The organism is Aquitalea sp. FJL05, assembly GCF_003852595.1.
Classification (GTDB): domain Bacteria; phylum Pseudomonadota; class Gammaproteobacteria; order Burkholderiales; family Chromobacteriaceae; genus Aquitalea; species Aquitalea aquatilis.
On sequence record NZ_QAJS01000006.1, the window covers coordinates 288080 to 312354 of the forward strand.

Annotated in this window: 22 protein-coding genes and 1 tRNA gene; 15 read left to right on the forward strand and 8 right to left on the reverse strand. The window is 61.5% G+C overall.

Annotated elements, in window-relative coordinates; translation table 11 throughout:
• Nucleotides 1-30: 30 nt before the first annotated feature.
• The 6 genes from DBR44_RS06145 to DBR44_RS06170 form a co-directional block, all read right to left on the reverse strand.
• Nucleotides 31-1284: a DUF1615 domain-containing protein gene (locus DBR44_RS06145; RefSeq protein WP_124643042.1), complete on the reverse strand. Its 1254-nt coding sequence runs from the start codon at nucleotides 1282-1284 to the stop codon at nucleotides 31-33.
• A 123-nt stretch (nucleotides 1285-1407) separates the two neighbouring features.
• Nucleotides 1408-2592: a YjbE family putative metal transport protein gene (locus DBR44_RS06150; protein WP_124643044.1), complete on the reverse strand. Its 1185-nt coding sequence runs from the start codon at nucleotides 2590-2592 to the stop codon at nucleotides 1408-1410.
• A gap of 33 nt (nucleotides 2593-2625) precedes the next feature.
• Entirely contained in the window at nucleotides 2626-3876 is a 1251-nt protein-coding gene (locus DBR44_RS06155; protein WP_199730981.1) for an NRAMP family divalent metal transporter, read from the reverse strand.
• Nucleotides 3873-4751 carry a protease modulator HflC gene (gene hflC, locus DBR44_RS06160; protein WP_124643046.1) on the reverse strand — a complete coding sequence of 293 codons (879 nt, stop codon included), beginning with the start codon at nucleotides 4749-4751 and terminating at the stop codon, nucleotides 3873-3875. Before hflC ends, DBR44_RS06155 begins: the two co-directional genes overlap by 4 nt.
• Nucleotides 4751-5809 carry an FtsH protease activity modulator HflK gene (gene hflK / locus DBR44_RS06165; RefSeq protein WP_124643048.1) on the reverse strand — a complete coding sequence of 353 codons (1059 nt, stop codon included), beginning with the start codon at nucleotides 5807-5809 and terminating at the stop codon, nucleotides 4751-4753. Before hflK ends, hflC begins: the two co-directional genes overlap by 1 nt.
• A gap of 134 nt (nucleotides 5810-5943) precedes the next feature.
• Nucleotides 5944-6510, reverse strand: a complete 567-nt coding sequence (locus DBR44_RS06170; RefSeq protein ID WP_158613567.1) for a DUF4337 domain-containing protein — start codon at nucleotides 6508-6510, stop codon at nucleotides 5944-5946.
• Nucleotides 6511-6788: 278 nt separating this feature from the next.
• On the opposite strand from DBR44_RS06170, the gene DBR44_RS06175 reads away from it, so the two are divergent.
• Nucleotides 6789-6862: transfer RNA gene (locus DBR44_RS06175), tRNA-Gly, on the forward strand.
• A gap of 115 nt (nucleotides 6863-6977) precedes the next feature.
• On the opposite strand, the gene DBR44_RS06180 is transcribed toward DBR44_RS06175, so the two are convergent.
• On the reverse strand, nucleotides 6978-8222 hold the full coding sequence (locus DBR44_RS06180) for an ammonium transporter (protein WP_199730982.1): 1245 nt from the start codon (nucleotides 8220-8222) through the stop codon (nucleotides 6978-6980).
• Between the two features lie 727 nt (nucleotides 8223-8949).
• Here DBR44_RS06180 and DBR44_RS06185 point away from each other — a divergent pair.
• On the forward strand, nucleotides 8950-11100 hold the full coding sequence (locus DBR44_RS06185; protein WP_124643052.1) for an AsmA family protein: 2151 nt from the start codon (nucleotides 8950-8952) through the stop codon (nucleotides 11098-11100).
• An 86-nt stretch (nucleotides 11101-11186) separates the two neighbouring features.
• Here DBR44_RS06185 and DBR44_RS06190 read toward each other — a convergent pair whose 3' ends face one another.
• Complete coding sequence (locus DBR44_RS06190) at nucleotides 11187-13154, reverse strand: monovalent cation:proton antiporter family protein (RefSeq protein ID WP_124643054.1); 1968 nt, start codon at nucleotides 13152-13154, stop codon at nucleotides 11187-11189.
• 216 nt (nucleotides 13155-13370) lie between these two features.
• On the opposite strand from DBR44_RS06190, the gene DBR44_RS06195 reads away from it, so the two are divergent.
• The 13 genes from DBR44_RS06195 (at nucleotide 13371) to DBR44_RS06255 (ending at nucleotide 24089) form a co-directional block, all read left to right on the forward strand.
• A complete protein-coding gene (locus tag DBR44_RS06195) occupies nucleotides 13371-14351 on the forward strand; it encodes a KpsF/GutQ family sugar-phosphate isomerase (protein WP_124643056.1) in 981 nt (326 codons plus the stop codon).
• 28 nt (nucleotides 14352-14379) lie between these two features.
• Nucleotides 14380-14904, forward strand: a complete 525-nt coding sequence (locus DBR44_RS06200) for an HAD family hydrolase (protein WP_124643058.1) — start codon at nucleotides 14380-14382, stop codon at nucleotides 14902-14904.
• The gene (gene lptC / locus DBR44_RS06205) at nucleotides 14901-15461 is read left to right on the forward strand and encodes an LPS export ABC transporter periplasmic protein LptC (RefSeq protein ID WP_124643060.1); all 561 of its coding nucleotides are present in this window, start codon (nucleotides 14901-14903) and stop codon (nucleotides 15459-15461) included. The genes DBR44_RS06200 and lptC overlap by 4 nt, the downstream gene beginning before the upstream one ends.
• Nucleotides 15451-16008 (forward strand): lipopolysaccharide transport periplasmic protein LptA, encoded by a 558-nt coding sequence (gene lptA, locus DBR44_RS06210; RefSeq protein ID WP_124643062.1) that lies wholly within the window; start codon nucleotides 15451-15453, stop codon nucleotides 16006-16008. The genes lptC and lptA overlap by 11 nt, the downstream gene beginning before the upstream one ends.
• A complete protein-coding gene (lptB, locus tag DBR44_RS06215; protein ID WP_124643064.1) occupies nucleotides 16005-16736 on the forward strand; it encodes an LPS export ABC transporter ATP-binding protein in 732 nt (243 codons plus the stop codon). The genes lptA and lptB overlap by 4 nt, the downstream gene beginning before the upstream one ends.
• 3 nt (nucleotides 16737-16739) lie before the next feature.
• Nucleotides 16740-18170: an RNA polymerase factor sigma-54 gene (locus DBR44_RS06220; protein ID WP_124643066.1), complete on the forward strand. Its 1431-nt coding sequence runs from the start codon at nucleotides 16740-16742 to the stop codon at nucleotides 18168-18170.
• 69 nt (nucleotides 18171-18239) lie between these two features.
• Nucleotides 18240-18563 (forward strand): ribosome hibernation-promoting factor, HPF/YfiA family, encoded by a 324-nt coding sequence (gene hpf / locus DBR44_RS06225; protein WP_124643068.1) that lies wholly within the window; start codon nucleotides 18240-18242, stop codon nucleotides 18561-18563.
• 121 nt (nucleotides 18564-18684) lie between these two features.
• Entirely contained in the window at nucleotides 18685-19149 is a 465-nt protein-coding gene (gene ptsN, locus DBR44_RS06230) for a PTS IIA-like nitrogen regulatory protein PtsN (RefSeq protein WP_103524905.1), read from the forward strand.
• Nucleotides 19142-20098, forward strand: coding sequence for an HPr(Ser) kinase/phosphatase (gene hprK, locus DBR44_RS06235; RefSeq protein ID WP_059287117.1), 957 nt, complete (start codon nucleotides 19142-19144; stop codon nucleotides 20096-20098). Before ptsN ends, hprK begins: the two co-directional genes overlap by 8 nt.
• The gene (rapZ, locus tag DBR44_RS06240; protein WP_124643070.1) at nucleotides 20079-20921 is read left to right on the forward strand and encodes an RNase adapter RapZ; all 843 of its coding nucleotides are present in this window, start codon (nucleotides 20079-20081) and stop codon (nucleotides 20919-20921) included. The genes hprK and rapZ overlap by 20 nt, the downstream gene beginning before the upstream one ends.
• 106 nt (nucleotides 20922-21027) lie before the next feature.
• Entirely contained in the window at nucleotides 21028-21648 is a 621-nt protein-coding gene (locus DBR44_RS06245; protein ID WP_124643072.1) for a flavin prenyltransferase UbiX, read from the forward strand.
• 3 nt (nucleotides 21649-21651) lie between these two features.
• Complete coding sequence (locus tag DBR44_RS06250; RefSeq protein WP_124643074.1) at nucleotides 21652-23109, forward strand: NAD(P)H-hydrate dehydratase; 1458 nt, start codon at nucleotides 21652-21654, stop codon at nucleotides 23107-23109.
• A gap of 98 nt (nucleotides 23110-23207) precedes the next feature.
• Entirely contained in the window at nucleotides 23208-24089 is an 882-nt protein-coding gene (locus DBR44_RS06255; protein WP_124643076.1) for a DMT family transporter, read from the forward strand.
• The last annotated feature ends 186 nt before the right edge of the window (nucleotides 24090-24275 follow it).

Here is a 24275-nt window from a genome sequence, read left to right on the forward strand (position 1 = left end):
ATCGCGGCGACGATTCCCCTGCCCCGCTGCTCACGACGCGGTGCCGCGAGCCATGCACTTCTGATAACGGCCATCCACGCGGCGGGCAAACCACTCGGTGGTCAGCTGGTGGGTGAACTTGGGGCTGATCAGCACGATCTGCGGAATGATCTGGCGCGGCGCGGCCTTGCCGGACTGATCGGCCAGCGCAAACACCCGCTGGTAAAGCGCGGTTTGCGAGAAGCCGGACAGCTTTTCCTGGCGCAGGTCACGTGCCATCTCGTCCGGGCTCATGCGCAGGCGACCGGCCAGGCCATTCAGCGCGCGCTGGGTATCGCTGGTGGCACCCGACAGCACGCGGTTCATCTTGTCGCTGTACAGCATGATGTCGCCATCCAGCGCCAGCTTCTGCCCGGACAGATGCTGCACTGCCTGCTGGAAGGCGGCATTGCGGCTGGCGTAGCGGCCGGCGTTGTAGTCGGCAAAGCGGTACACCATGTCCGGATAGCTGATGGGATATTGCAACAGGATGGCCGAACCGAAGTACACGCTGCCGCGCAGGCTGAACACCTCATCACGCAGGCTGCTGTAGCTGTAGGGATAGGGCCAGGCGCGCACCTGGGTTTCGGCAAAAGCCACGCTCACCTGCATCGGCCCGCCATCGCGGATGGGGTTCTTGTGTTCGAAGATGGTCTGGCCGAACGGCAGCTCGCGAATCATGTCCTCAAACAGCGCATTCATCTGCTTCTTGGTGCGCAGCGCATTCACCCGCTCCTTGTAGCTCTGGCCATTGGGCGATTTCTTCAGCATGGCGGCATCCACCACCAGCGAGGGAATGAAATACTTCTGCCGCCGCTCCTCGATCTGCCCCCAAACAATCTTGGACAGATTGGGTACTACCGGATCGGGATTGAAGCCAGACTCCTGCTCGGCCACTGCCAGCACCGCGCAGAAGTATTGCGGGGCATACGGAATTTTCAGATGGCTAAAGGCGCTCATGATGTCGCCATGCCATTCGCGGCGGGCCGGAATGCCGCGCGGCAACAGCCGCTCCAGCAAGGCGGAACCCGCCTGTTCGTTGTTGTAGGCCGGCTGCAGCGGAGCCGGCACTGGCTTGCTTACCGGCGCACTCGCCGGCGGAGCCGGCTGGACCGGTGCCGGCAGCGGCGCGGGCAGCAGGGTTTGCGGATCGGGCATCGGTGCCGGGCGCACCGCCGGGGAAACCACCGGAGCGGGGACAGGAGCCACGCTGCTGGCGCAGCCGGCGAGGGCCAGCAACAAGCCGGCAGACAGATAACGATACATGTGGATTAACCTCGAAATCCCCCACGCCATTAACGGCGCGGCAGGCAAAAATGCGGCAGGCCACAACGGTAAACAATGGCGGCAGTTTTGCCCAGCCACTTGTCCGCCCCGGCCTGCCTGTGTTCAGTGTTTCACCTTGGTGCTGGGTGCCGGCGTCGGCAAAAAGCCCTGGCTGAGCAGATGAAACAGCAGCCAGCCCAAGGCGCAGACCCCGACCAGCGCCGCCACGCCCAGCAGCAGCTTCACCAGCAGCGCCATGCGCGGCGAATTCAGCAAACCGTCCTTGCGTGCTGGCCGCGCCACACTGTCGGCGGCGACAGGCTTATCAGCGTCCGTGCGGATCGCTGCCGTCTCCGGCGGCTGCTCGCTGCTGGCTGCCGTTGTGGCCACCTCCTCCACGCTGGCAGGCGGGGATCTTTCAGATACCGGGGCCACCACGGCCGCATCAGCAGACATGACGGCTGGCACAGTGCTCACCGCCATCGCCTCGGCATTACCCTGCGGTCCGGTATGCTCGACCAGCGTAGCCACAGCGACGACCTGGGGCGTAGCGCCCGCTTCGCCAATGCGCGCCAGCCGGCCCATCAGGCCATCCAGCCAGCCCAGAGGCGGCGGTGGAGTCAGTGCCTGGGCACGTTCTCGGATAATGCGGCTTTCCACCAGCACGAACACCACGCACAGCAATGGCACCACCACCTGCAAGGCCGGGGCCTGGGTAGTGATCCAGTCAGCCAGCAGCGGGTCGGTGACAGCGATCTGGCCGGCCACCCAGCCCAGCAGGGCGGCACCCAGCGGAATCAGCAAGGGGATCTCACCCAGCAGGCGGGCGATGAACAGGCTGCCATACATCAGCAGCGGCACGCTGAACAGCAGGCCGAGTATCAGATAGAGCACGCTGCCCTGCGCGGCGGCGGCCAGCGCCACCACATTGTCCAGGCTGAGCACCAGATCGGCCATCACCACCACCGACACCGCCGACCACAGCTGACGGCTGTCGGCAGCACTGCCGGGGAGCGCATCGCCGTCGTCATCACCCAGCAGCAGCTTGATGGCAATGCTGACCAGCAAGGCCGCGCCCAGCAGTTTCAGCAGCGGCACTTGCAGCAGGAAACCCACCACCGTGGTCAGCAACACCCGCAGCAGAATGGCAAAGCCGGTGCCCAGCAGCACCGCCTTGCGCATCAGCGCTGGCGGCAGCGAGCGGCAGGCCACCGCAATCACCAGCGCATTGTCGCCGCTGAGAATCAGGTCGAGAAAAAACACTTGCAGCGTCATGCCCAGCGCATGCATCAAACCATCCAGCTCCATCACAGCCTTTCATTCAGCACAAACGCGCCCGGTTCAGCCATGCAAGGCTCCGGTCACCCCGGCGTACAAACCCAGCCCGCCAGTCAGTAAAAACAATATTCCCACGGCCACGGCATAGCGCCCTTGCAGCCGCAGCCCCGGCGGCAGCTCGCTGCGCGCCAGCCAGAACAGAAAGCCCAGCACCAAGGGCAGCAGCACGGCATTGAGCACGGCGGTGGCAATGGACAGCCGCACCAGGCTGTGGCTGAGCACCACGGTCAGTGCGGCAGCCAGCAGCAACAGGGCAAACGCACCGTAAAACCACGGTGCCTGCAGCGGATGCTGCGCCAGCGAGTGACGGGTGCCGCGCATTTCCCCCAGCGCCCAGGCAGCCGACAGGCAGACCACGATGGTGGCCACCAGCGCGCCGCCACTGAGCGCCAGGGCAAACAGCAAACGGCCAGCCAGCGGACCCAGCACACGACCAAAGGCATCGGCCAGCTCCGGCACGGTATCCAGCACCACCCCGCCATGTCCGGCAAACACCGCTGCCGAGGCAATCAGCACGGCGGCGGTAACCAGCTGGCACAGCACTGCCCCCAGCATGGTATCCAGCCGCGCCGCGCGCAGGTCGCGCAGGTCCAGTCCCTTGTCGATCAGCGCCGACTGCTGATAGAACACCGTCCACGGCATCACGCTGCTGCCCAGATTGGCCGCCAGCAGGTAGAGATAGCTGGCATCGTGCAGCGGCATCACCAACACCTGTTGCCGGATATGCTGCCAGTTTGGCTGGGCATGCCAGGCCATGTAGAGGAAGGCCAGCTCGGCCACGCCAAACAGCATGGCCACGCGTTCGACCGCCCGATAGCTGCCGCTGCACACCATCAGCAGGATCAGCCCGGCCACCAGCGCCACGCTCTGCCATACCGGCACGCCATAAAGCTGGCCGACACCAGCCAGCCCGCTCATTTCGGTGAGCAGCGCACCAAAACAGCTGGCCACCAGCGCCGCGCAGGACAGCTGCGCCCAGCAGCGGCCAAAGCGTTGCAGGATCAGCTCGCTATAACCCTTGCCGGTGGACAGCGCCAGCCGCACCGTCAGCTCCTGCACGATGAACAGCAGCGGAATGATGAGGAACTGCAGCAGCAACAGGCGATAACCCCACTGCGCACCACTCTGGGCTGCTGTCAGCACGCTGCCGGCATCGGTATCGGCCAGCATCACCACCAGCCCCGGCCCCAGCGTGGCCGCCAGTCGGCGCAGCCGACTCGCCGACGGCCACTGCGGCACAGCCAGCTGGCTCATGGCTTGCCGGCTGCCGGCCCGTTGCGGAAGTCATGCAGCAGCGCCGAATCCGGCGTCAGCAGCAAGGTAGGGGCCGAATCGGACAGCGCCTGACGGTAAGTCTGCAGCGAGCGATAAAACTTGTAGAACTTGGGGTCCTTGCTGAAAGCCGCCGCCAACACCTTGTTGGCCTGGGCATCGGCCTCGCCGTGAATGATGGCGCTCTGCCGCTGCGCCTCGGACAGGATCACCGTGCGTTCGCCATCGGCCTTGGCCTGGATTTCCTGTGCCCACTGCCCGCCCTGGGCGCGCAGTTCGCGTGCTTCCTGCTGGCGGGCCGACTTCATGCGGTCGTAAATCGCCTGGCTGGTTTCCAGCGGCAGGTCGGCGCGGTGCAGGCGGACTTCGGTGACTTCGATGCCCAAGGAACGGGCGCGGGTAGCGGTTTCCTGCTGGATCTGCTGCACGATGCGGGTACGTTCTTCCGATAGCAGGGATTTGAGCGGCACCTTGCCCAGCTCGCGCCGCAACGAGGTGCTCACCAGCTGAGTCAGTTGCAAGCGGGCCTGGTCTTCCGTGCGCAGCGCCTGATAAAAGCGCAGCGGATTGGCAATGCGGTAGCGGGTGTAGGTTTCCACCTCCAGCCGTTTTTCATCACCCAGAATGATCTGTTCCGGCGGCGGTGCCAGCGTTTGCAGCCGCACATCATAAAACTGCAGGCTGTCCACCAGCGGCAGCTTGAACTTGAGGCCGGGCTCGGCATCCACCTCGATGGGCGCACCCAGGCGGATGATCAGCCCCTTCTGCCCCTCGCTGAGGGTGTAGAAAGAGGAGGACAGCAGCCACAACACTGCCAGCGCGCCGAGGATGCCGGCGCCTTTGTACGAGCGGGCCATCAGCGGGTCTCCTTCGCCGGCTTGGGTTTGTCCTTGTCCTGCAATTGCAGCAGCGACAGCACGCCGCCATTGCCAGCCTTGCCAGACGAATCCACCACCACCTTGCTGGCCTTCTTCAAGACTTCGTCCATGCTGTCCAGATACAGCCGCCAGGCGGTGACATCCTTGGACTGGGCATAGCTCTGGTAGACCGAATCAAAGCGCTTGGCCTCGCCCTGTGCCAGATTCACCACCTGGCTCTGATAGGCCTGCGCTTCCTGCAGGATGCGGGCGGCATCGCCACGCGCCTTGGGCAGGATATCGTTGCTGTAGGCCTGGGCTTCGTTGCGGGCACGTTCCTGGTCGGCACGGGCGCGCTGCACATCGTTGAAGGCATCGATCACCGCCGCCGGTGGGTCCACCCGCTGCAGCTGCACCTGGGTGACGATGATGCCGCTTTCGGCTTCATCCAGCCGGCTTTGCAGCAGGGCGCGGGTTTCTTCAGCCACCTGCTGGCGGCGGTTGGACATCACCGCCTGAATCGGCGTGCGCGACACCACCTCGCGCATGGCGCTTTCTGCGGCAATACGCAGCGAAGTTTCCGGATTATTCACCTTGAACAGGAACTGCCCGGCGTCCTTGATGCGCCAGAACACCGCGCAATCGGCCTCGACAATGTTTTCGTCGCCGGTCAGCATCTGCTTTTCGCGCGGGTCGCTGGAGTCGGTGGCCGCGCCGTCAAACAGGTTGGCCAGTTTCAATTGCTTGATCTGGGTGACCTTGGGCAGCAGCACGGTTTCAATCGGCCATGGCAGGTGATAATGCAGCCCGGCCTGGGTGGTATCCACCCAGCGGCCCAGGCGCAGCACCACGCCCTGCTCGTCCGGCTGCACCTTGTAAATACCCGCCATCACCCAGCCGGTGGCCAGCAGACCGCCCAGCAACAGCAGGCCCTTGCCGCGCATGCCCATTACATCCAGATAGTAATCCAGCCGCTGCGACCAGCCATGCTGGTGCCCGGCACTGCCCGCTATCGCGGCCGGAGCGTGTTGTCCGGCTTCGTCTTGTTGCACAGCCATGCCTCTCTCACTATTGGGCGACGGTCGCCCTCGCTTGCCCGGCAAGCGACCTGGGTGCCGGCCCCTGCCCTGCACCCATCATTGTCTACAACGCAGCAGGGTTATGACGGATGACACACCGCCCCTGCCACCACTCAAAACCAGCTGCTTGCTGCCAGACCGATGCCGCCCAACGCCGACAGGATAGACACCGCCAGCAGCCAGCGACGCTGGGTCAGCACGGTGATGGAAGCCATGGCCACGGCAATCTGGATCAGCGTCATCGCCAACGCCATGCGCTCGTGCGGACGCAATACCCGCTCCGACTCCTCGCTCAGCCGGCGCGACTCTTCCTGCAAGGCTTCCGCTTTTTTCTGCTGCTCCAGCTTCTGCTTTTCCTGCTTTTGCAGATCAAGCTGGAACTGGGCCTTTTGCGCCGGATCGGTCACCAGCACCAGCGCCAGCTGGTCCAGATGCGCCTTGGTCGATTTGGCCTGGTAATAGCCCCAGGCATCCGAGGCCTCCGACTGCTTGAGAATGCTCTGATTCTTCAGAAACAGCGCCTCGTTCTGCTTGGCACCGCTCTGGTAACTGAACACCGCACCGATAGTGGCCAGAATGGCGGTCAGCAAGGCGATCTTCTGCGCCAGCTGGCCTTTTTCCGCTTCTTCCTCCAGCAGCTTTTCATGCAGACCCGCGATTTCGTATTCCTCTTCTGCCATCACCATTCCTCCCTTGCTCGACACGGCGGCGCGCCAGTACCCGCGCGACTGTCAAATTATTCCGCGGGCATCGTGCGGAATACTCCCCTGCGACCCAGGCTAAAACAAGCGGATTAATGTGCTGATTTTGTATCAGCGCCGGCCCACCCTGCCGCCCAGGGCAGCACCGCCACGGGATAGCCACCACCGCATGCCCTCCCCCACCAGCACCGCCCCTTGGCCGACATCACACAAGCGGCTACCCAGCAATGCAAAACCCGGTTACAATGCCACCCTTCGCGGGCGTCGTATAATGGTAATACCCAAGCTTCCCAAGCTTGTGCCGTGGGTTCGATTCCCATCGCCCGCTCCATACCGAATTCCTGTAGATCCTTGATCTGCAAAAGAAAAAGCCAACCGTCAGCGGTTGGCTTTTTTCTTGTCTGGTCGATAGCTGGCAACCGGTCTGGTTTTGCCAGTCACCCTGTTCAGAGCGAACCGCTGTAGGCTTCCTCGCCATGCAGGGTCTGATCCAGCCCGGTTTCCTGCGTATGCTCGTCAATCAGCACCGGCGTCATCTTGTTGATCAGCCAGAGCATGCCGTAGGTAAAGCCGAAGGCCCACAAGCCGGACACCACCGCGGCCACCACCTGTTTCCACAGGAAATCCGGATTGCCCATCAACAGGCCATCCGCGCCGGCCGGGTTCCAGGCCTTGCTGGCAAACACGCCCAGCAGCAGTGTGCCCAACAGGCCGCCCACACCGTGTACGCCCCAGACATCCAGCGCATCATCCCAACCCAGACGGTTTTTCAATTGCACTGCGTAGTAGCAGACGACTGCAGCAATCACGCCGATGACTGCGGCAGTACCCAGCGAGACATAACCCGCCGCCGGGGTAATGGTGGCCAGGCCAGCCACCGCGCCGGTCAGCAAGCCGATGAATTTGGGCTGACGGGCATGAGACCACTCAAGGAAAAACCACGCCGTGCCGGCAAACGAGGCGGCTACGTCGGTATTGAGAAAGGCAGATGCGGTGATGTAATCCACGCGCAATTCCGAGCCGGCATTGAAGCCATACCAGCCAAACCACAGCAAGCCGGTACCCAGGGCAATCAGCGGCACATTGTGCGGTTTGTTTTCCACCACCGAGCGGCGTCCCACATACAGCACGGAGGCCAGCGCGGCGAAACCGGCGGTGTTGTGCACCACGATGCCGCCGGCAAAATCGAGCACGCCCCACTTGGCCAGCAGGCCATCAGGACTCCAGATCATGTGGACAAAGGGGAAGTAGACCAACACCAGCCAGCCGGTGAGAAACAGGAAATACGCTTTCACCGTGACCCGGTTGGCGAAGGCACCGGTGATCAGCGCGGGAGTGATGATGGCGAACATCATCTGATAGGCCACGTGCACGATCAGCGGTATGCCGGCGTCGTTGCCGGTATACATGGTATGCAGGGTCACGCCATGCATGAAGGCATAGTAGGTCGGATCACCCACGATGCCATGCCATGTCGGGCCAAAGCACATCGAATAGCCAAAGGCAAACCACAGCACCGTGGTCCAGCCCAGTGACATGAAGCTTTGGGCCATGATGGTCAGCACATTCTTGCGGCCGACCAGACCACCATAAAAGAAAGCCAGGCCAGGCGTCATTAACATGACCAGGCTGGAGCAGAGCAGCATGAAGCCGGTATTGCCGACATTAAGCGGCATGAGCGAAGTCGTCATCGAACACATCCCCAATCGATAAATAATTATTTACTAATACTATTGTGGGTGGGATGCTGCGCCTCGCCGCATTGACGGCATTTGCTCCAGATCAAGTGAATGCACGACATGAAAAAAGCCAGCAGGCAGTGCCACTTTTCCGCCGCCACACCGTGGCAAAAAAGCTGAAATCACCGCAGAAAACAGCCCGGCAGCGGCCCAGCCAGCACATCACTCAGCCACCACGGCGCCCCGTCACGCGACTCAAGTACCGGTCCGCTCGCTGACGATATTGCTCGTCTGGGCAGCCTCCATTTACGGCCTGACTGTTTACGGCCTGACCATTTACGGCCTGACATAGTCCGGTGACGTGGCTCCGGCACATGGCCGGAAGCTACGCATGCAAGCCCCCCCCTGTGCGCACATCGACAGGTGGGCTGCCCTTGCTTGCATCGCGAGTGCTCACGAGCAGCCGTGGCCACTGACCGCTGCGCCAAAGCCAGCACCGGGCGGATGGGAATTCGGCAGCAACATGGCCATTCAATCCCCTGCTACGCCTGATTTCCCGGGGCTTGCCGGCCGATTACGGCCCACCTGCTAAAGCATGCTAAAATTCACGCTTTACAAATGCCGGCTGCCCGGTAATATTTTGGCTTCGCCAAATTTGGGCAAGCGGCTGCCAAGCCCCTGTCAGCCACACCATGCTTGCAAATAACATCATCCTGCTAAGCCCCCCGAAGACGCACTCATGAAATGGAACTCCGGCCGGCTATGGCTTCGTATCTCGGTCTACGGCGCGACGACGCTGCTGACGCTGTTTGTCATTATCCAGGCACTGATTTTCTGGAAATTCGATGAAGCGTCGATCAGGACCACCCTCGCTGCCTCGCTGCGCGATACCCAGCGCCAGGTGGTGGTGGAAGGCAAGATCAGCCCCACGCTCTTCCCCTCGCCCGGCCTCAGCATTCACCAGCTCACCATCAGCGAACCCGGCAGCAGCCTGCCCTTTGCCCGGGTAGAACAGCTGGACGTTTATCTGTCCTGGCTGCCGCTCTTAACCGGCAACCGCGAAATCAAGGCACTGGAACTACATGGCGTCAGCGCCAGCATCATCCGCGCCGCCGATGGCCGGCTGTCGGTAATGGACCTGTTCCAGCGCCATACCCCGGGCAATGTCAGCATGAAGCTGGACAGCCTGCTGGTGCGCGAAGGCACGCTGGTTTACTCCGACCGCATGACCGGCAATGACCAGAAGCTGGATACCATCAGCCTGGATGCCGACGACCTGCGCAGCAGCGCCAACCTGAGCGCCGCCGCCATTCTCAGCAATGGCAAACGCCCCATCCGCCTGGCCATCAGCACTCCGCTCACCATTCAGGACGATCAGGTCAGCCTGGAGAAAGTGGATGCCGTTGCCCTGTCCGAGCTGCCCGGCCTGGGTGAGAGCAAGTTTGCCGCCACCGGCCAGTACAAACTGAACTTCGCCACGCTGCAAACCACCGGCAAGGATCTCGGCTTCAACTTCAGCAGCGAACGCCCCAGCAGCCAGCTGGAGCTGAAAGTACCGGAGCTGAACGCTAGCTTCAATGAAATCACCATGCCTTCCGCCCATCTGGCCGGCAAGCTCAATTACGCCCACAGCCAGTACCAGCTGGATGCCGGCCTGGACAACCTCAAGCTCACCGAAGGCGGACTGGCCGCAGACAAGGTCAAGGGCGACTTCAACTGGCAGGCCGGCGACACCCGGCTCAACTTCAAGCTGGATGCGCCACTCGCGCTGATGGGCATGAAACAGCTGCGCATGCAGCCGCTGAACATGACCGCCACGCTCACCACGCCGCTGCTGCCGCGCGGCAAGCTGTTTTCCAGCATGGAAGGTGCGCTGGATGGCGATCTGGACGAACCGCGCCTCAATCTGCGCGTGGCCGGCAAGCTGGATGGCTCCGACCTGTCGGTAACGGTAAGCCAGTTCGGCCTGATGAAACCGCGCCATGAGGTCACCCTGTCGGTAGGCAAGCTCGACCTCAACCGCTACCTGCCGGAAAGCAAGGGCGACCCGGTGGCCATCTTCCAGAACAGCAAGCCGATTCCACTCGACTGGCTCGACTATTTCGACCTGACCGGCAAGATCGCCGTCGGTGAACTGGCCATGGGCCGCTTCCGCATGAACAACCTGAGTGCCAGCGTGCGCATCAATCCGCGCGAACTGGAGCTGGACCAGATGTCGGCCGACATCTATCAGGGCCGTCTGCAGGGCGACATCTTGCTGGCGCGCCGCGACACGCCACACCTTGAGGTCAAACAAACGCTGAAGGACATGAACATCCGCCCATTGTTGGTCGATCTGTTCAACTTCAGCCGTCTGGACGGCAAGGGCAATGGCCAGATCAACATCAGTGCGGATGGCAAGTCTTTCCTCGACCTGCGCAATACCTTGACCGGTTCGGTGGAAACCAGCCTGAACAAGGGCGCGCTGTCCGGTATCGACCTGGTGGCCGCACTGAAAAACCTGCCGGCAGAGTTGAAAGAGTGGAATACCCAGGCCCAGGCCGACCAGAAAACCACCTTCTCGACACTGTCAGCCGGCTTCCGCCTGGACAAGGGCGTGGCCCGCAGCCAGAACATGCAGCTGGCGTCACAGCTGGTTAACGTGAAAGGTTCGGGCAAGGTCGACCTGACGCAGAACATCGTCGACTACACCATGGATGTGGAAGCCAACCCGCAGGAATTCAGCCGGCTGAAGGGGGTCAACGTTCCATTGAAGATTACCGGCCCGCTGAATGCGCCAGTGTATGCGCTGGACTTCAACGCCATGGTCAAGGGCAAGAAGACCGAAGGCGAAAAGCAGCAGGCACTGAAGCAAGAGCTGAAAAAGCAGATCACCACCATTCTGCCCTGAGCCAGCAGGCTGGGCAGACAAGCACAAGGCCGTGTCGATGACACGGCCTTGTTCATTGCAGCGGGGACAGGCGACCAGTCAGCCTTTCAGCCTTCCAGAATGCGCGCCTCGGCCAGCGCTAGCTGCTCTGGCGTACCCAGCAGCACCAGCACATCGTTGGCATCGATTTCAAAATCGGCATCGAAGTCCAGCCGGCGAATGCTGTTACGGCGCACCGACTTCACCTCCACCCCCAGCCCTTCCAGATGCAGCTCACCCAATGGCCGACCGATGGCATGGGCACCGGGGCAAGCCTGAATACTGAGCAAACGCGGCACCAGCGCCTCGTCCAGCCCCTCGGCATCATCACTGGCACCACGGAAGAAGCCACGAAACAGGTTGTAGCGTTCTTCCCGCACAGAGCGGATACGGCGCAGCACCCGGTTCAATGGCACGCCCAGCACCATCAGCGCCTGCGAGGCCAGCATCAGGCTGCCTTCCATCACCTCGGCCACCACCTCGTCAGCACCGGCCTTGCGCAGCAAATCGATATCGCTGTCATCCACGGTGCGCACGATCACCGGCAGATCCGGCCTGGCAGCCTGCACCGTATGCAGAATGCGCAGAGCGGCATGGGTATCGGCAAAAGTCACCACCACCACCTTGGCCCGCATCAGGCCACCGGCCACCAGCACTTCCTTCTTGCCGGCATCGCCAAACACCACCGGGTCGCCCGCCTCACCGGCCTCGCGCACCCGCTCCGGGTCCATGTCCAGCGCGAAAAAGGGAATGCTTTCGGTTTCCAGCAAACGGGCCAGCGCCTGACCGCTACGGCCATAGCCGCAAATCAGCACATGGTCGGACTTGCCCATGCTCTCCACCAGCAAGTGGTGCAGGCTGAAAGCCTGCATCATCCAATCCTGCTTCACCAGCCGGCGGGTAATGGCTTCGCCGTGCATGATCATGAACGGTGCCACCAGCATCGACAGCAAAATGGCGGCAATGGCCGCCTGCTCGGTGCTTTCGGCAATCAGACCCAGGTTGCCGGACAAAGCCAGCAGCACAAAGCCGAACTCGCCCCCCTGCGCCAGCGCCAGGCCAGCGCGCATGGAATGATTGGGCTGATGGCGCAGCAGACGTCCCAGCACAAACACAATGCCCAGCTTGGCCAGCAGCAGCAGGCCAAGCATCAGCGCTACTTCGCCAAAGCGCTCAAACAGCACCGACAGTTGCAGCCGCATGCCTACCGTGACAAAGAAAAAGCCCAGCAGGATGTCGCGGAAGGGCTTGATGTCCTCTTCCACCTGGTAGCGGTATTCGGTTTCGGAAATCAGCATGCCGGCCACAAAGGCCCCCAGCGCCAGCGACAGGCCGGACAACTCGGTCAGCCAGGCCACCCCCAGGGTGATCAGCAACACATTGATCATGAACAGCTCGCCAGAGCGCTGGCGCGCCACCAGATGAAACCACGGCCGCACCAGGCGCTGGCCGAAAAACAGCAGCAGTGCCATCACCACCACCACTTTCACCGCAGCCAGCCCCAGATCCATCCACAAGGTTTCGCTGCCCCCGGCAAAGGCCGGCAGCAGGATCAGCAAGGGCACCACCGCAATGTCCTGAAACAGCAGTACACCAATAGCCAACTGGCCGTGCTGCTGATTCAGCTCCAGCCGCTCGGTCAACAGCTTGCTGACAATGGCGGTGGATGACATGGCCAGCGCACCACCCACGGCAAAACCGGACAGCGCCGAGCCAGACAGCCAGCCCATCACCAGCGCAATCAGCAACATGGTCGCCAGTACCTGCGCCAGCCCCAGACCAAACACCAGGTGCCGCATCGCCCGCAGCTTGGGCAGGGAGAACTCCAGCCCGATGGAGAACATCATGAAAACAATGCCGATCTCACCAAGAAACTGGGTTTCCTCGCCATCCGGAATCAGGCTGGTCACGCCGGGGCCGGCCAGAAAGCCCACCACCAGATAGCCCAGCATCGGCGGCACCCGCAGGCTGCGACACAGGGTAACGGACAGTACGGCGGCCAGCAGAACCAGCACAATGGGAGCAAGCGAATGCATTGGTGCGACAATCTCCTGTAAAACCGGGCAAGAAATAAGGACATGGTGCTGACAGGGCCAGCCGGACTCTAAAAGATAAATCGCGCCCGACCCCGGTATGAAACAGTCGCCACAAGGGCTAAAACGGTGCCGCGCAATGATTGTTAATCAGCCGACAAGCAAAAGATGCACCAGCTTGTGACTCCACCGATTATAACCTTTGATATACTTTCCCCCATGGAAAATGCTCAAGCAACATCACGACTCGACCTGGCACGCGAAGTGCTGCACACCGAAGCCGACGCCATTCTGGCACTGTCGCGCCGTCTGAACGGCGACTTTCTGCGAGCAGTCGAGGCCATTCTGGCCTGCACCGGCCGCATCGTGGTGACTGGCATGGGCAAATCCGGCCATGTCGGCCGCAAGATTGCTGCCACCCTGGCCAGTACCGGCAGCCCGGCCTTCTTCGTTCATCCGGCCGAGGCGGCCCATGGCGACCTCGGCATGATTACCGCACAGGACGTGGTCATCGCCCTGTCCAACTCCGGCGAATCCGGCGAAGTGGTCGCCCTGCTGCCCGCTCTCAAGCGCAAGGGCCTGGTGCTGATCGCCATGACCGGCAATCCGGCCTCCTCGCTGGGACGCGAAGCCGACATTCTGCTGGACACCCAGGTGGAAAAGGAAGCCTGCCCGCTGGGCCTGGCCCCCACCACCAGCACCACCGTACAAATGGCACTGGGCGATGCCCTGGCGGTAACCCTGCTGGACGCGCGCCAGTTCGGCCCGGAAGACTTCGCCCTGTCGCACCCCGGTGGCAGCCTGGGCCGCCGCCTGCTGGTACACGTCAAGGATCTGATGCACAGTGGCGAAGAGCTGCCACGTGTCGCCCCCGGCACCGCGCTGAAAGACGCCCTGCTGGAAATGTCGCACAAGCGACTGGGCATGGTGGCCATCGCCAACGCAGACAATGTCATCTGCGGCATCTATACCGATGGTGACCTGCGCCGCACGCTGGAACATTCCGGCAATATCTACGACCTGAACATCGACCAGGTGATGAGCCCCGCCCCGCAAACCATCCTGCACAGCAAGCTGGCCACCGAAGCGGTTCACCTGATGGAGCAGCGTCGCATCACCAGCCTGCTGGTAGTGGATGCCGACGGCAAACTGGCCGGTGCCATCCACATGCACGACCTGCTCAAGGCCGGCGTGGTCTAGCTCCGCTAGCCCACCCACAAGGAAACTCATGCAAGCCATCACCGAACAAGCCCGCAAAATCAAGCTGCTGATCATGGATGTGGACGGCGTCATGACCGACGGCCGCATCTACTACAACGCCCAGGGCGAAGAAAGCAAATCCTTCTACGTGCAGGACGGGCTGGGCCTCAAGCTACTGCAGTCCACCGGGGTCAAGCTGGCCATCATCTCCGGCCGGGCCGACCGCTGTGTCGAGCATCGCGCCCGCGCGCTGGGCATCGATTTCTATTTCGGCGGCATCCACAACAAGCAGGAAGCGCTGGCCCAATTGCTGGAGCAGGCCAATGTCAGCGCCGAACAATGCGCCTTCATCGGTGACGATCTGATCGACCTGCCGGTGCTGCGCCGTGTCGGGCTGGCCGTGGCGGTACCGGCCGCCCCCACCCTGGTGCGCCAGCACGCCCATTACGTCACCGGTTTTCCCGGTGGCCAGGGTGCGGTGCGTGAACTGGCCGAACTCATCATGCAGGCTCAGGGCAACTTCGATGCCATCCTGGCCAGGTATCTGGCATGATCCGCTCGCACCGGCTGTTTCCCATCCTGCTGGTCCTCATCACCGGCCTGCTGACGGTCTGGCTGGATACCGTATCGCGTTGGGAGCCCAGCAAGCGCGAACTCGACCCCAACAAGCCGGAAGTCGTGGTTGATGCTGTCGTCGCTACCCGCTACGACCCCAAGGGCATGCTGCAGGAAAAAATGATTGCCAGCCGCATGTGGCAGTACCCTGACCGCACCGAGTCCTATTTCGAAACGCCGGACCTGCAAAGCTACAAGAACGGTGTACTCGCCTACCACGCCATTGGCGAAAGCGGGCGCTATAACAGCAAGACCAGACAGGCGCTGTTTGACAAGAAAGTCACGCTGATCCAGCCGGCCAGTGCAGAGCAGCCGGAAACCCGCGTGGTCAGCAGCAATATGCGTATCGATACCGTGCGCCACATCGCGCAGGCCGCCACGCTGACCCACTTCTATCACGGCAAGTCGAGCGGCAGTGCCGTCGGCTTCATCTATGAACAGCAGACCGGCCAATTGCAGCTGCTGTCCAATGCAAAGGTCACCTATGAAAAATAAATGCCGCACTTACGCCCGCCTGGCCTTGCTGGCGCTTTCCCTGTGCGCGGGCCACAGTGCACACGCCGAAAAGGCCGACCGCGACAAACCCATTGAAATCAGTGCAGATCGCGGCAATCTCGACCAGCTCAAGGGCGTTACCGTCTGGCAGGGCAATGTCATCATCGTGCAAGGCACGTTGAAACTGAACGCCGACCGCGCCACCGTCACCCAGGACAAGCAGGGCAACCAGACCATGCAGGCCACCGGGCGTCAGGTACTGTTCCGCCAGAAAATGGATGGAAAAAACGAATGGATTGAAGGCCAGGCCAACCAACTGGACTACAACACGGTCAGCCATGTCGCCGTCCTCACCGGCAATGCCCGCGTCAAGCGCGGCAACGATCTGGTCATCGGCAACGTCATCACCTACAACACCGAAACCGAGCTGTATGAAGTCAGCAGCGGCGCCAGCAGCAATGGCGGCCGCGTCACCGCCATCATCCAGCCCAAGCCCAGGGACACCACCGCCCCTGCCGCCAAGAAACCCGACGGAAACGCACCATGAGCGGCCCCAGCATTCTGAAAGTCGAGCGGCTGAAAAAGCGCTTCAAGAAACGTACCGTCGTCAAGGATGTCGCCCTGCAGATCCAGAGCGGCGAAGTGGTCGGCCTGCTCGGCCCCAACGGCGCGGGCAAAACCACCAGTTTTTACATGATTGTCGGCCTGATCGGCGCCGATGAAGGTGAAATCACCCTGGATGGCAGCAGCATCACCCACCTGCCCATCCACCAGCGCGCCCGCCTTGGCCTTGGTTACCTGCCGCAGGAAGCCTCGATTTTCCGCAAGATGACGGTGGAGGAAAACATCACCGCCGTACTGGAAATCGCCGGCTACAAAGGTGACAAGCTGGAAAAGGAACTCAGCCTGCTGCTGGACGACCTCAATATCGCCCACCTGCGCGAAAGCAATGCCCTGTCGCTGTCCGGCGGCGAAAGACGCCGGGTGGAAATCGCCCGCGTACTGGCCACCCGCCCGCGCTTCATCCTGCTGGACGAGCCTTTTGCCGGCGTCGACCCGATTGCCGTGATCGACATCCAGAAAATCATCACCTTCCTGCAACAACGTGGCATCGGCGTACTGATTACCGACCACAACGTACGGGAAACCCTGCGCATCTGTGACCGCGCCTACATCATCAGCGACGGCTCGGTACTGGCCTCCGGCGAACCGGAAGAACTGGTCAACAACGAGAAAGTGCGCCAGGTCTACCTTGGCGAACACTTCCACCTGTAAGCCATGAAACAGTCACTACAGCTCAGGGTTTCACAGCAACTCACGCTTACCCCGCAACTGCAGCAGTCGATCAAGCTGCTGCAGCTGTCCACCCTCGACCTGCAAACCGAAGTCGAGCGCTTCCTGCTGGACAACCCCATGCTGGAACGCGGCGACGACACCCCGACACAAGAAGGCAGCACCAGTACCAGCGACACGCCGGCGGCCGGAGAAGAGAGCACGCCCGCCTCCGACAGCAATGACAGCGACAGCAACCCGCGTGACGACAGCAGCGGCGAACTCACCGACTGGGGCAGCGGCAGCCGCCGCAACGACGGCGACGACGAGTTCGACCCCATGCTCAACGTCCCCTGCCCGGTCAGCCTGCGCGAACATCTGCTGGCCCAGCTGGGCGAACTGACGCTCCCCACCCGCGATCAGGCCATCGTGCAATTGCTGATCGAAGAACTGGACGACAACGGCTTTCTCAGCGTCGATCTGGAAGAACTGGCCAGTCATTTGCCGCTGGAACTGGAGCTGGAAGCCGACGAACTGATGGTCGGCCTGCGCCTGTTGCAGCAGTTCGATCCGGCCGGCATCGCCGCGCGCTCGCTGGCCGAATCGCTCTGCCTGCAGCTGGACCGTCTGCCACCGCAGGAAAACGGCCATGCCCTGGCGCGCAAGATCGTGGCAGAACACCTCGGTTTGCTGGGCAATCGCGACTATACCCGGCTCAAACGCCTACTCGGCGTCGACGACGCCGCCATCCGCCAGGCCCAGCAACTGATCGCCCGGCTGACCCCCCATCCGGCAGCCGGTTTCGGTGGCGAGGACGTGCACTACGTCATCCCCGATGTCACCGTGCGCAAACGCCGCGGCCGCTGGGTGGCCGAACTCAACAACGGTGCCGTACCCCGGCTGCGGGTCAACCAGCTGTATGCCCAGATGCTGTCGGAAAACCGTGCCGGTGCAGGCGAGCTTTCCGGCCGCCTGCAGGAAGCAAAATGGCTGGTCAAGAACATCCAGCAGCGATTTGACACTATCCTGAAAGTGTCGGAAGCTATAGTGGAAAGGCAGCAAGCGTTCTTTGAACACGGAGAAGTGGCCATGCGTCCGCTCATCCTGCGCGATATCGCAGACGAGCTGGGACTGCATGAATCAACCGTTTCCCGGGTGACTACCCAGAAATACCTGCTCTGCCCGCGCGGCTTGTTCGAGCTGAAATATTTCTTCGGCAGTTCCCTGGAAACCGACAGTGGCGGCGAATGCTCGGCCACTGCCATCAAGGCCCATATCCGCCGCATGATAGACGGCGAAAATACGGCCAAGCCACTTTCTGACAGCGCCATTGCCGACGAATTGGGTAAACAGGGCATGCAGGTTGCAAGACGTACCGTTGCGAAGTATCGTGAAGCTATGCAGATTCCACCGGTCAACCTGCGCAAGGCATTGTAGGACGCCTTGAAGAATATCCGCTTGCCCGGCCGACCCGACCGGGCAGTCAACACAAGAAGGAGTTAGGGTATGAACCTCAAAGTAACCGGTCTCCACCTCGAAGTAACCCCGGCCCTCCGCGAATTTCTGGAAAGCAAGCTGGAACGTATCACCCGCCATGTCGATCACGTTATCGACGTTACCGTCACACTGTCGGTAGACAAGCTGGTGCAAAAGGCAGAAGTCAACGTTCACCTCTCCGGCAAGGACATCCACGTAGAAGCCACCGACTCCGATATGTACGCTGCCATCGACTCGCTGATGGACAAGCTGGATCGACAGGTACTCAAGCACAAGGAAAAACAGAGCGAACACCGCGTGACTCCGCAGGTTCAACCGGAAGCCACCCTGTAATCACCTGACCGACGATGCGGGAACCCAGCGGGTTCCCGTTTTTATTTGCACGGAGCCTTTTTCATTTTGATGAAGGCAACGTAGAATTGGCCAGTTTTTGTAGCCGCGTGCACACATTCCTATGAGCCTGATCGGCAAAATCCTGACACAGGATCACATCCTCCCGGACCTGGATGTCGCCAGCAAGAAGCGCGTCTTCGAGCAGGTGGGCCTCCTTATCGAAAACACCCACGGCATTGCGCGCAGTGAAATTTTCGACTGCCTGTTTGCCCGGGAAAAGCTCGGCTCCACCGGACTGGGCCAGGGAGTCGCCATTCCGCATGGCCGTGCCCGTGGTCTGAAGGAAGCCGCCGGCATCTTCATTCGGCTGAAGAACCCCATCCCCTTCGATGCGCCGGATGGCAAGCCGGTGCAAAGCCTGTTTGTACTGCTGGTACCGGAACAAGCCACCGACCTGCACCTGCAGGTACTGTCGGAACTGGCCCAGCTCTTCTCCAGCAAACAGCTGCGCGAACAATTGCTGACTGCCACCAACCGCGCCGAGCTCTACCAGTTGCTCACTGCATGGAATACCAATAATGCCTAGCATCACCGTGCGCCGGCTGTATCAGGACAATCAGCAAAAGCTCAATCTGACCTGGGTGGCCGGCACCGGTGGTGCCGACAGCCCCATCGGCAATGACGAGCAGCGCCCTACGCTGGCACTGGTGGGTCACCTCAACTTCATCCACCCCAACCGTGTACAGGTGTTGGGTCTGGCCGAAGTCGACTACCTGAACCGGCTGGAACAGTCCGCCGCCAAGACCGCGCTGGACCAGCTGTTCCACAAGACCATGTCGGTGGTGATGGTGGCCAATGGCCAGCAGGTACCCAAGCTGCTGCGCGACTACTGCCACACCCATAACGTGCCACTGATGAGCACGCCGCTGGAAAGCCCCTACCTGATGGATGTGCTGCGCATCTATCTGGCGCGTGCGCTGGCGGTTTCAACAGTGCTACATGGGGTTTTTCTCGATGTGCTGGAAATCGGCGTGCTGATCATGGGCGACTCGGCCATGGGCAAGAGCGAGCTGGCACTGGAACTGATTTCACGCGGTCACGGCATGGTGGCCGATGACGCAGTGGAACTCTACCGCATCGGCCCGGAAACACTGGAAGGCCGCTGCCCGCCCCTGCTGCGCGACTTTCTGGAAGTGCGCGGCCTGGGCATTCTGAATATCCGCACCATTTTCGGTGAAACCGCCGTCCGGCCGAAAAAGGTGCTCAAACTGATCATCCATCTGGTCAAAGCCAACGACCAGGCCATGCAGGCACTGGATCGGCTGAATATCCAGTCCGAAACCCAGGACATTCTGGGTGTCACCGTACGCAAGGTGGTGCTGCCAGTGGCTGCAGGCCGCAACTTGGCCGTGCTGGTGGAAGCGGCAGTACGCAATTACATCCTGCAACTGCGTGGCATCGACAGCACGCGTGAATTCATCGAACGCCATACCAACTTCCTCAGAGATCAGGAAAATGCGCCTGATATTGATTAGCGGCCTGTCCGGCTCCGGCAAATCCATTGCCCTGCGCGCGCTGGAGGACTCCGGCTATTATTGCGTGGACAATCTGCCAGCCACCATGCTGCATGAGGCCATGTCGCTGTATGCCGACTATGGCTACGAGCAAATCGCCATCAGCGTGGATACCCGTTCCAGCCCTTCGCTCGGCGCATTGCCACAGGAAGTGGACAAGCTGCGCCAGCAAGGCGTGGACGTACGACTGCTGTTTCTGGAAGCCAAGCCGGAAACCCTGGTCAAGCGCTTTTCTGAAACCCGTCGTCGCCACCCCTTGTCCGGCAGCGGCTCCACGGTGGAAGAATGCATCCGGCTGGAGCAGGAGTTACTGGCCAGCATCCAGGAAATGGGCATTCGCATCGACACCAGCGAGCTGTCGGCCAATGCACTGAAAAGCTGGATCAAGGAATTGGTAGAGGCAGACAGCAGCCGGCTGACCATCATCTTCGAGTCCTTCGGCTTCAAGCATGGCGTCCCGCTGGATGCCGACTATGTCTTCGATGTGCGCTGCCTGCCCAATCCCTACTACGACCCTGCCCTGCGTCCACTGACCGGCCGGGATCAACCGATTGTCGATTTTTTCCTGCAGCACCCGCTGGTCGCTGAAATGACCGAAGACATTCGTCACATGGTGGCCAAATGGCTGCCGGAATTCAGCCGTGAAAACCGCAGCTACCTGACAGTCTCCATCGGTTGTACCGGTGGCCAGCACCGCTCGGTCTATATTACCGAACAACTGGCGCGGGCCTTTCCCGCCTCACAGGTGCTGCTGCGCCACCGCCAGCTGTTCCGCGAAGCCTGAACCCGCGCGGCCCCCTGCAGCCGGACAGTGCGGCTCCCCCATACCTCCCGGCCATTGCGGATCCTGCCCACAGCATCGGCAAGATCCCTGCCCATGGAAGATGCTGATGACCATACCCAAAACCGTTACCGTCGCCCTGACCGGAGCCTCCGGTCTGCCTTATGGCCTGCGCCTGATCGATGCACTGATCGCCGCAGGTATCCGCGTGTGGGTTTTATATTCACAGGCGGCCCAGGTGGTGGCCAAGCAGGAGATGAATCTGCTGCTGCCCTCTCGCCCCGCCGAAGTACAACAATGGCTGTATGAACGTACCGGCGCACAAGCCGAACAACTGGCCGTGTTTGGCCGTGAAGAGTGGTTTGCCCCGGTCGCCTCGGGCTCGAATCCGGCAGATGCCATGGTGGTCTGCCCCTGCTCGATGGGAACCCTGGCCGCCATTGCCCATGGCATGAGTGATAATCTGATCGAGCGGGCTGCCGATGTCAGCATCAAGGAAGGCCGCAAACTGATTCTGGTGCCGCGCGAAACCCCACTGTCGGTCATCCACCTGGAAAACATGCTGCAACTGGCCCGGCTGGGGGTCGTCATCCTGCCACCATCACCAGGCTTCTATACACATCCAGCTAGCGTCGATGACATGGTGGACTTTGTCGTGGCACGCATTCTGGACCAGCTGCGCATCCCCCATAGCCTGATGCCGCGCTGGGGTGAAGCACACAAGGAGTAAGCCATGCGGGAAAACGCGTTGTGGAGCCTGCCGGACTTGCGCCGGCTCGAAACCGAAGCCGAACGACAAGGCCTCGATCTGATGCAACGCGCTGCCCGCGCCACTGCCGACTGGGTGGGCCAACACCTGGACCGCGACGCACACATCCTGGTGGCCGCAGGCCCCGGCAATAATGGTGGTGATGCGCTATATGCTGCCTTGTTGCTGATGCAGGCAGGCTACAGCGTGGATATCCTGCTGCCGCAAGCCGCCACCAGTCCGCAAAGCCAGGCCGCACTGCAGGCCATACGCCAAGCCGGCGGGATTCCCCTGCAGCAATTGGCAAGCGACTACCCCACGCCAGACCTGCTGATAGACGGCCTGTTCGGCATCGGCCTGAGCCGTCCCCTGTCAGCCGACTGGGTGGCCGTCATTACCCGGCTGAACCAGCTATCCTGCCTGAAACTGGCCCTGGACTGCCCCAGCGGGCTGGACCCTTACACCGGGCAGGCACAACAGGCCTGCATGGATGCCAGCCATACCCTGACTTTTCTCTGCCACAAACCGGGACTGTTCTATGCCGCGGGTGCCGACCATGCCGGTCAAATCGAACTGGCCGAACTCGACTGCCCGCAAGCGCTGCTACCACCAGCCGAAGGCTATCTGAACCGACAGGATGCCAGCCCACTGCAACGCCGACGCGACAGCCACAAAGGCAGCAACGGCACGGTATGCATCATTGGTGGCAATCGCGGCATGCTGGGTGCAGCCCTGCTAGCCGGACGCGCAGCACTGGCCGCAGGCGCAGGCAAAGTGCATGTACTGACACTGGATGGCAGCCTGCCGGTCGACCCCGCCTGCCCGGAACTGATGCTGCAGCATGCCGATCCGGCCATGCCGCTGCCATCAGCCGACGTGCTGGCGCTTGGGCCTGGCCTGGGACAGGACAAACCGGCCCGGCAATGGCTTGCGCTGGCCTTGGCCAGCTCCTTGCCACTGGTGCTGGATGCGGATGCCCTTAACCTGCTGGCCTGCAGCATCGACATTCAGCAGGCACTGGCCAAGCGCCCAGCCACCAGCATCCTGACGCCGCACCCGGCAGAAGCAGCCCGCCTGCTGGCTTGCTCAACCGCGACCGTGCAAGGCGACCGTCTAGCCGCCGCCCGTCAACTGGCCGAGCGTTTTCAGTGTACGGTGCTGCTAAAAGGAGCTGGCAGCCTGATCGTAACTGTTGGACAACCCTATCTGCTCAATACCAGCGGCGGTCCGGCACTGGCCACTGCCGGGCAGGGAGATGTGCTGACCGGACTGATCGCCGCCTTGCTGGCGCAGGGCATGGATGCGCGAGCAGCCAGCAGCCTGGCGGCTCGGGTACACGGACTGGCCGGGGATGAATATCAGCAACAGGCAGGCGGCCCCATCGGCCTGACTGCATCGGCTACCAGCCAACGCTGTAGCAACTGGCTGAACCGCCTGCTCTAGCCCGCAACAAGTTCAATCCCAGTTTTTGTATACAAGAACGATTCCCGCAGCCCGCTCGCCATGTGTAAAATGAGCCACCAATATGGTGGAGAATTGTCTTGCCTCAACAAAAAAAAGCTTATCTGCTAGGGCTTTCTGCCGTTCTTGCCTGGTCTACGGTGGCCGCTGCCTTCAAGATCAGTTTGCAGCATCTGTCGCCCGCACAGCTTGTTTTGTATGCAAGCATCGCCTCCACACTCAGCCTGTTTTCCATCCTGCTGTGGCAAGGTCGTCTTGCCAGCCTTCTGCCGGCCCTGCGCCAGCACTGGCGCCGCTCACTGCTGCTAGGCGCAGTCAATCCGCTCGCCTACTACCTGATCCTGTTCCAGGCTTACGCCCTGCTGCCCGCGCAAGAAGCACAGGCCATCAACTACACCTGGGCACTGACCATGACCTTGCTGTCAGTGCCCCTGCTCAAACACAAGCTGAGCCGGCCAGACATGCTGGCCGCCGTGATTTGCTATCTGGGGGTGCTGGTCATCGGCACCCATGGCCAGCTGCTGCAACTGCATTTCTCCAGCCTGAAAGGTGTTGGCTTCGCCCTGGCCTCCACCCTGCTCTGGGCCGGCTACTGGATTTTCAATGCCCGCGATCAACGCGAACCGGTGATCGGGCTTACGCTCAATTTCCTGCTGTCCTTGCCGCTGACACTGGCTTTTTGCGCCTTCAGCGGCGAACTCAAGCCAGTCGCCTGGCAAGGCCTGGCGGGTGCCGCCTATGTCGGCGGCCTGGAAATGGGTTTCACCTTCGTACTGTGGCTAAGCGCGATGAAGCTCACCAGCAGTACTGCGCGCATCGCCAACCTGATTTTCCTGTCACCACTGCTGTCACTGGGATTGATCCACTTCATTGTCGGCGAACCCATCCTGCCCTCCACGCTGATCGGACTGGGCTTGATCCTGGGCGGACTGCTGCTGCAAAAACTGGGAAAAAGCAACTAGCACCATTAGCCAGAGCAGTGCCAATATGCTGATGGCAACTGGCTCAAGCTGCACTTGAGTGCAAAAAAACTGCATTTCTCAACCAACGCCTGCTGGTTGTGCTGCCATTTGCAAGCGTAAACCATTAAATTATCCCCATCACGCATAACAGCCGTGACAGCTTCATACTGCGATGCCAACATGCTT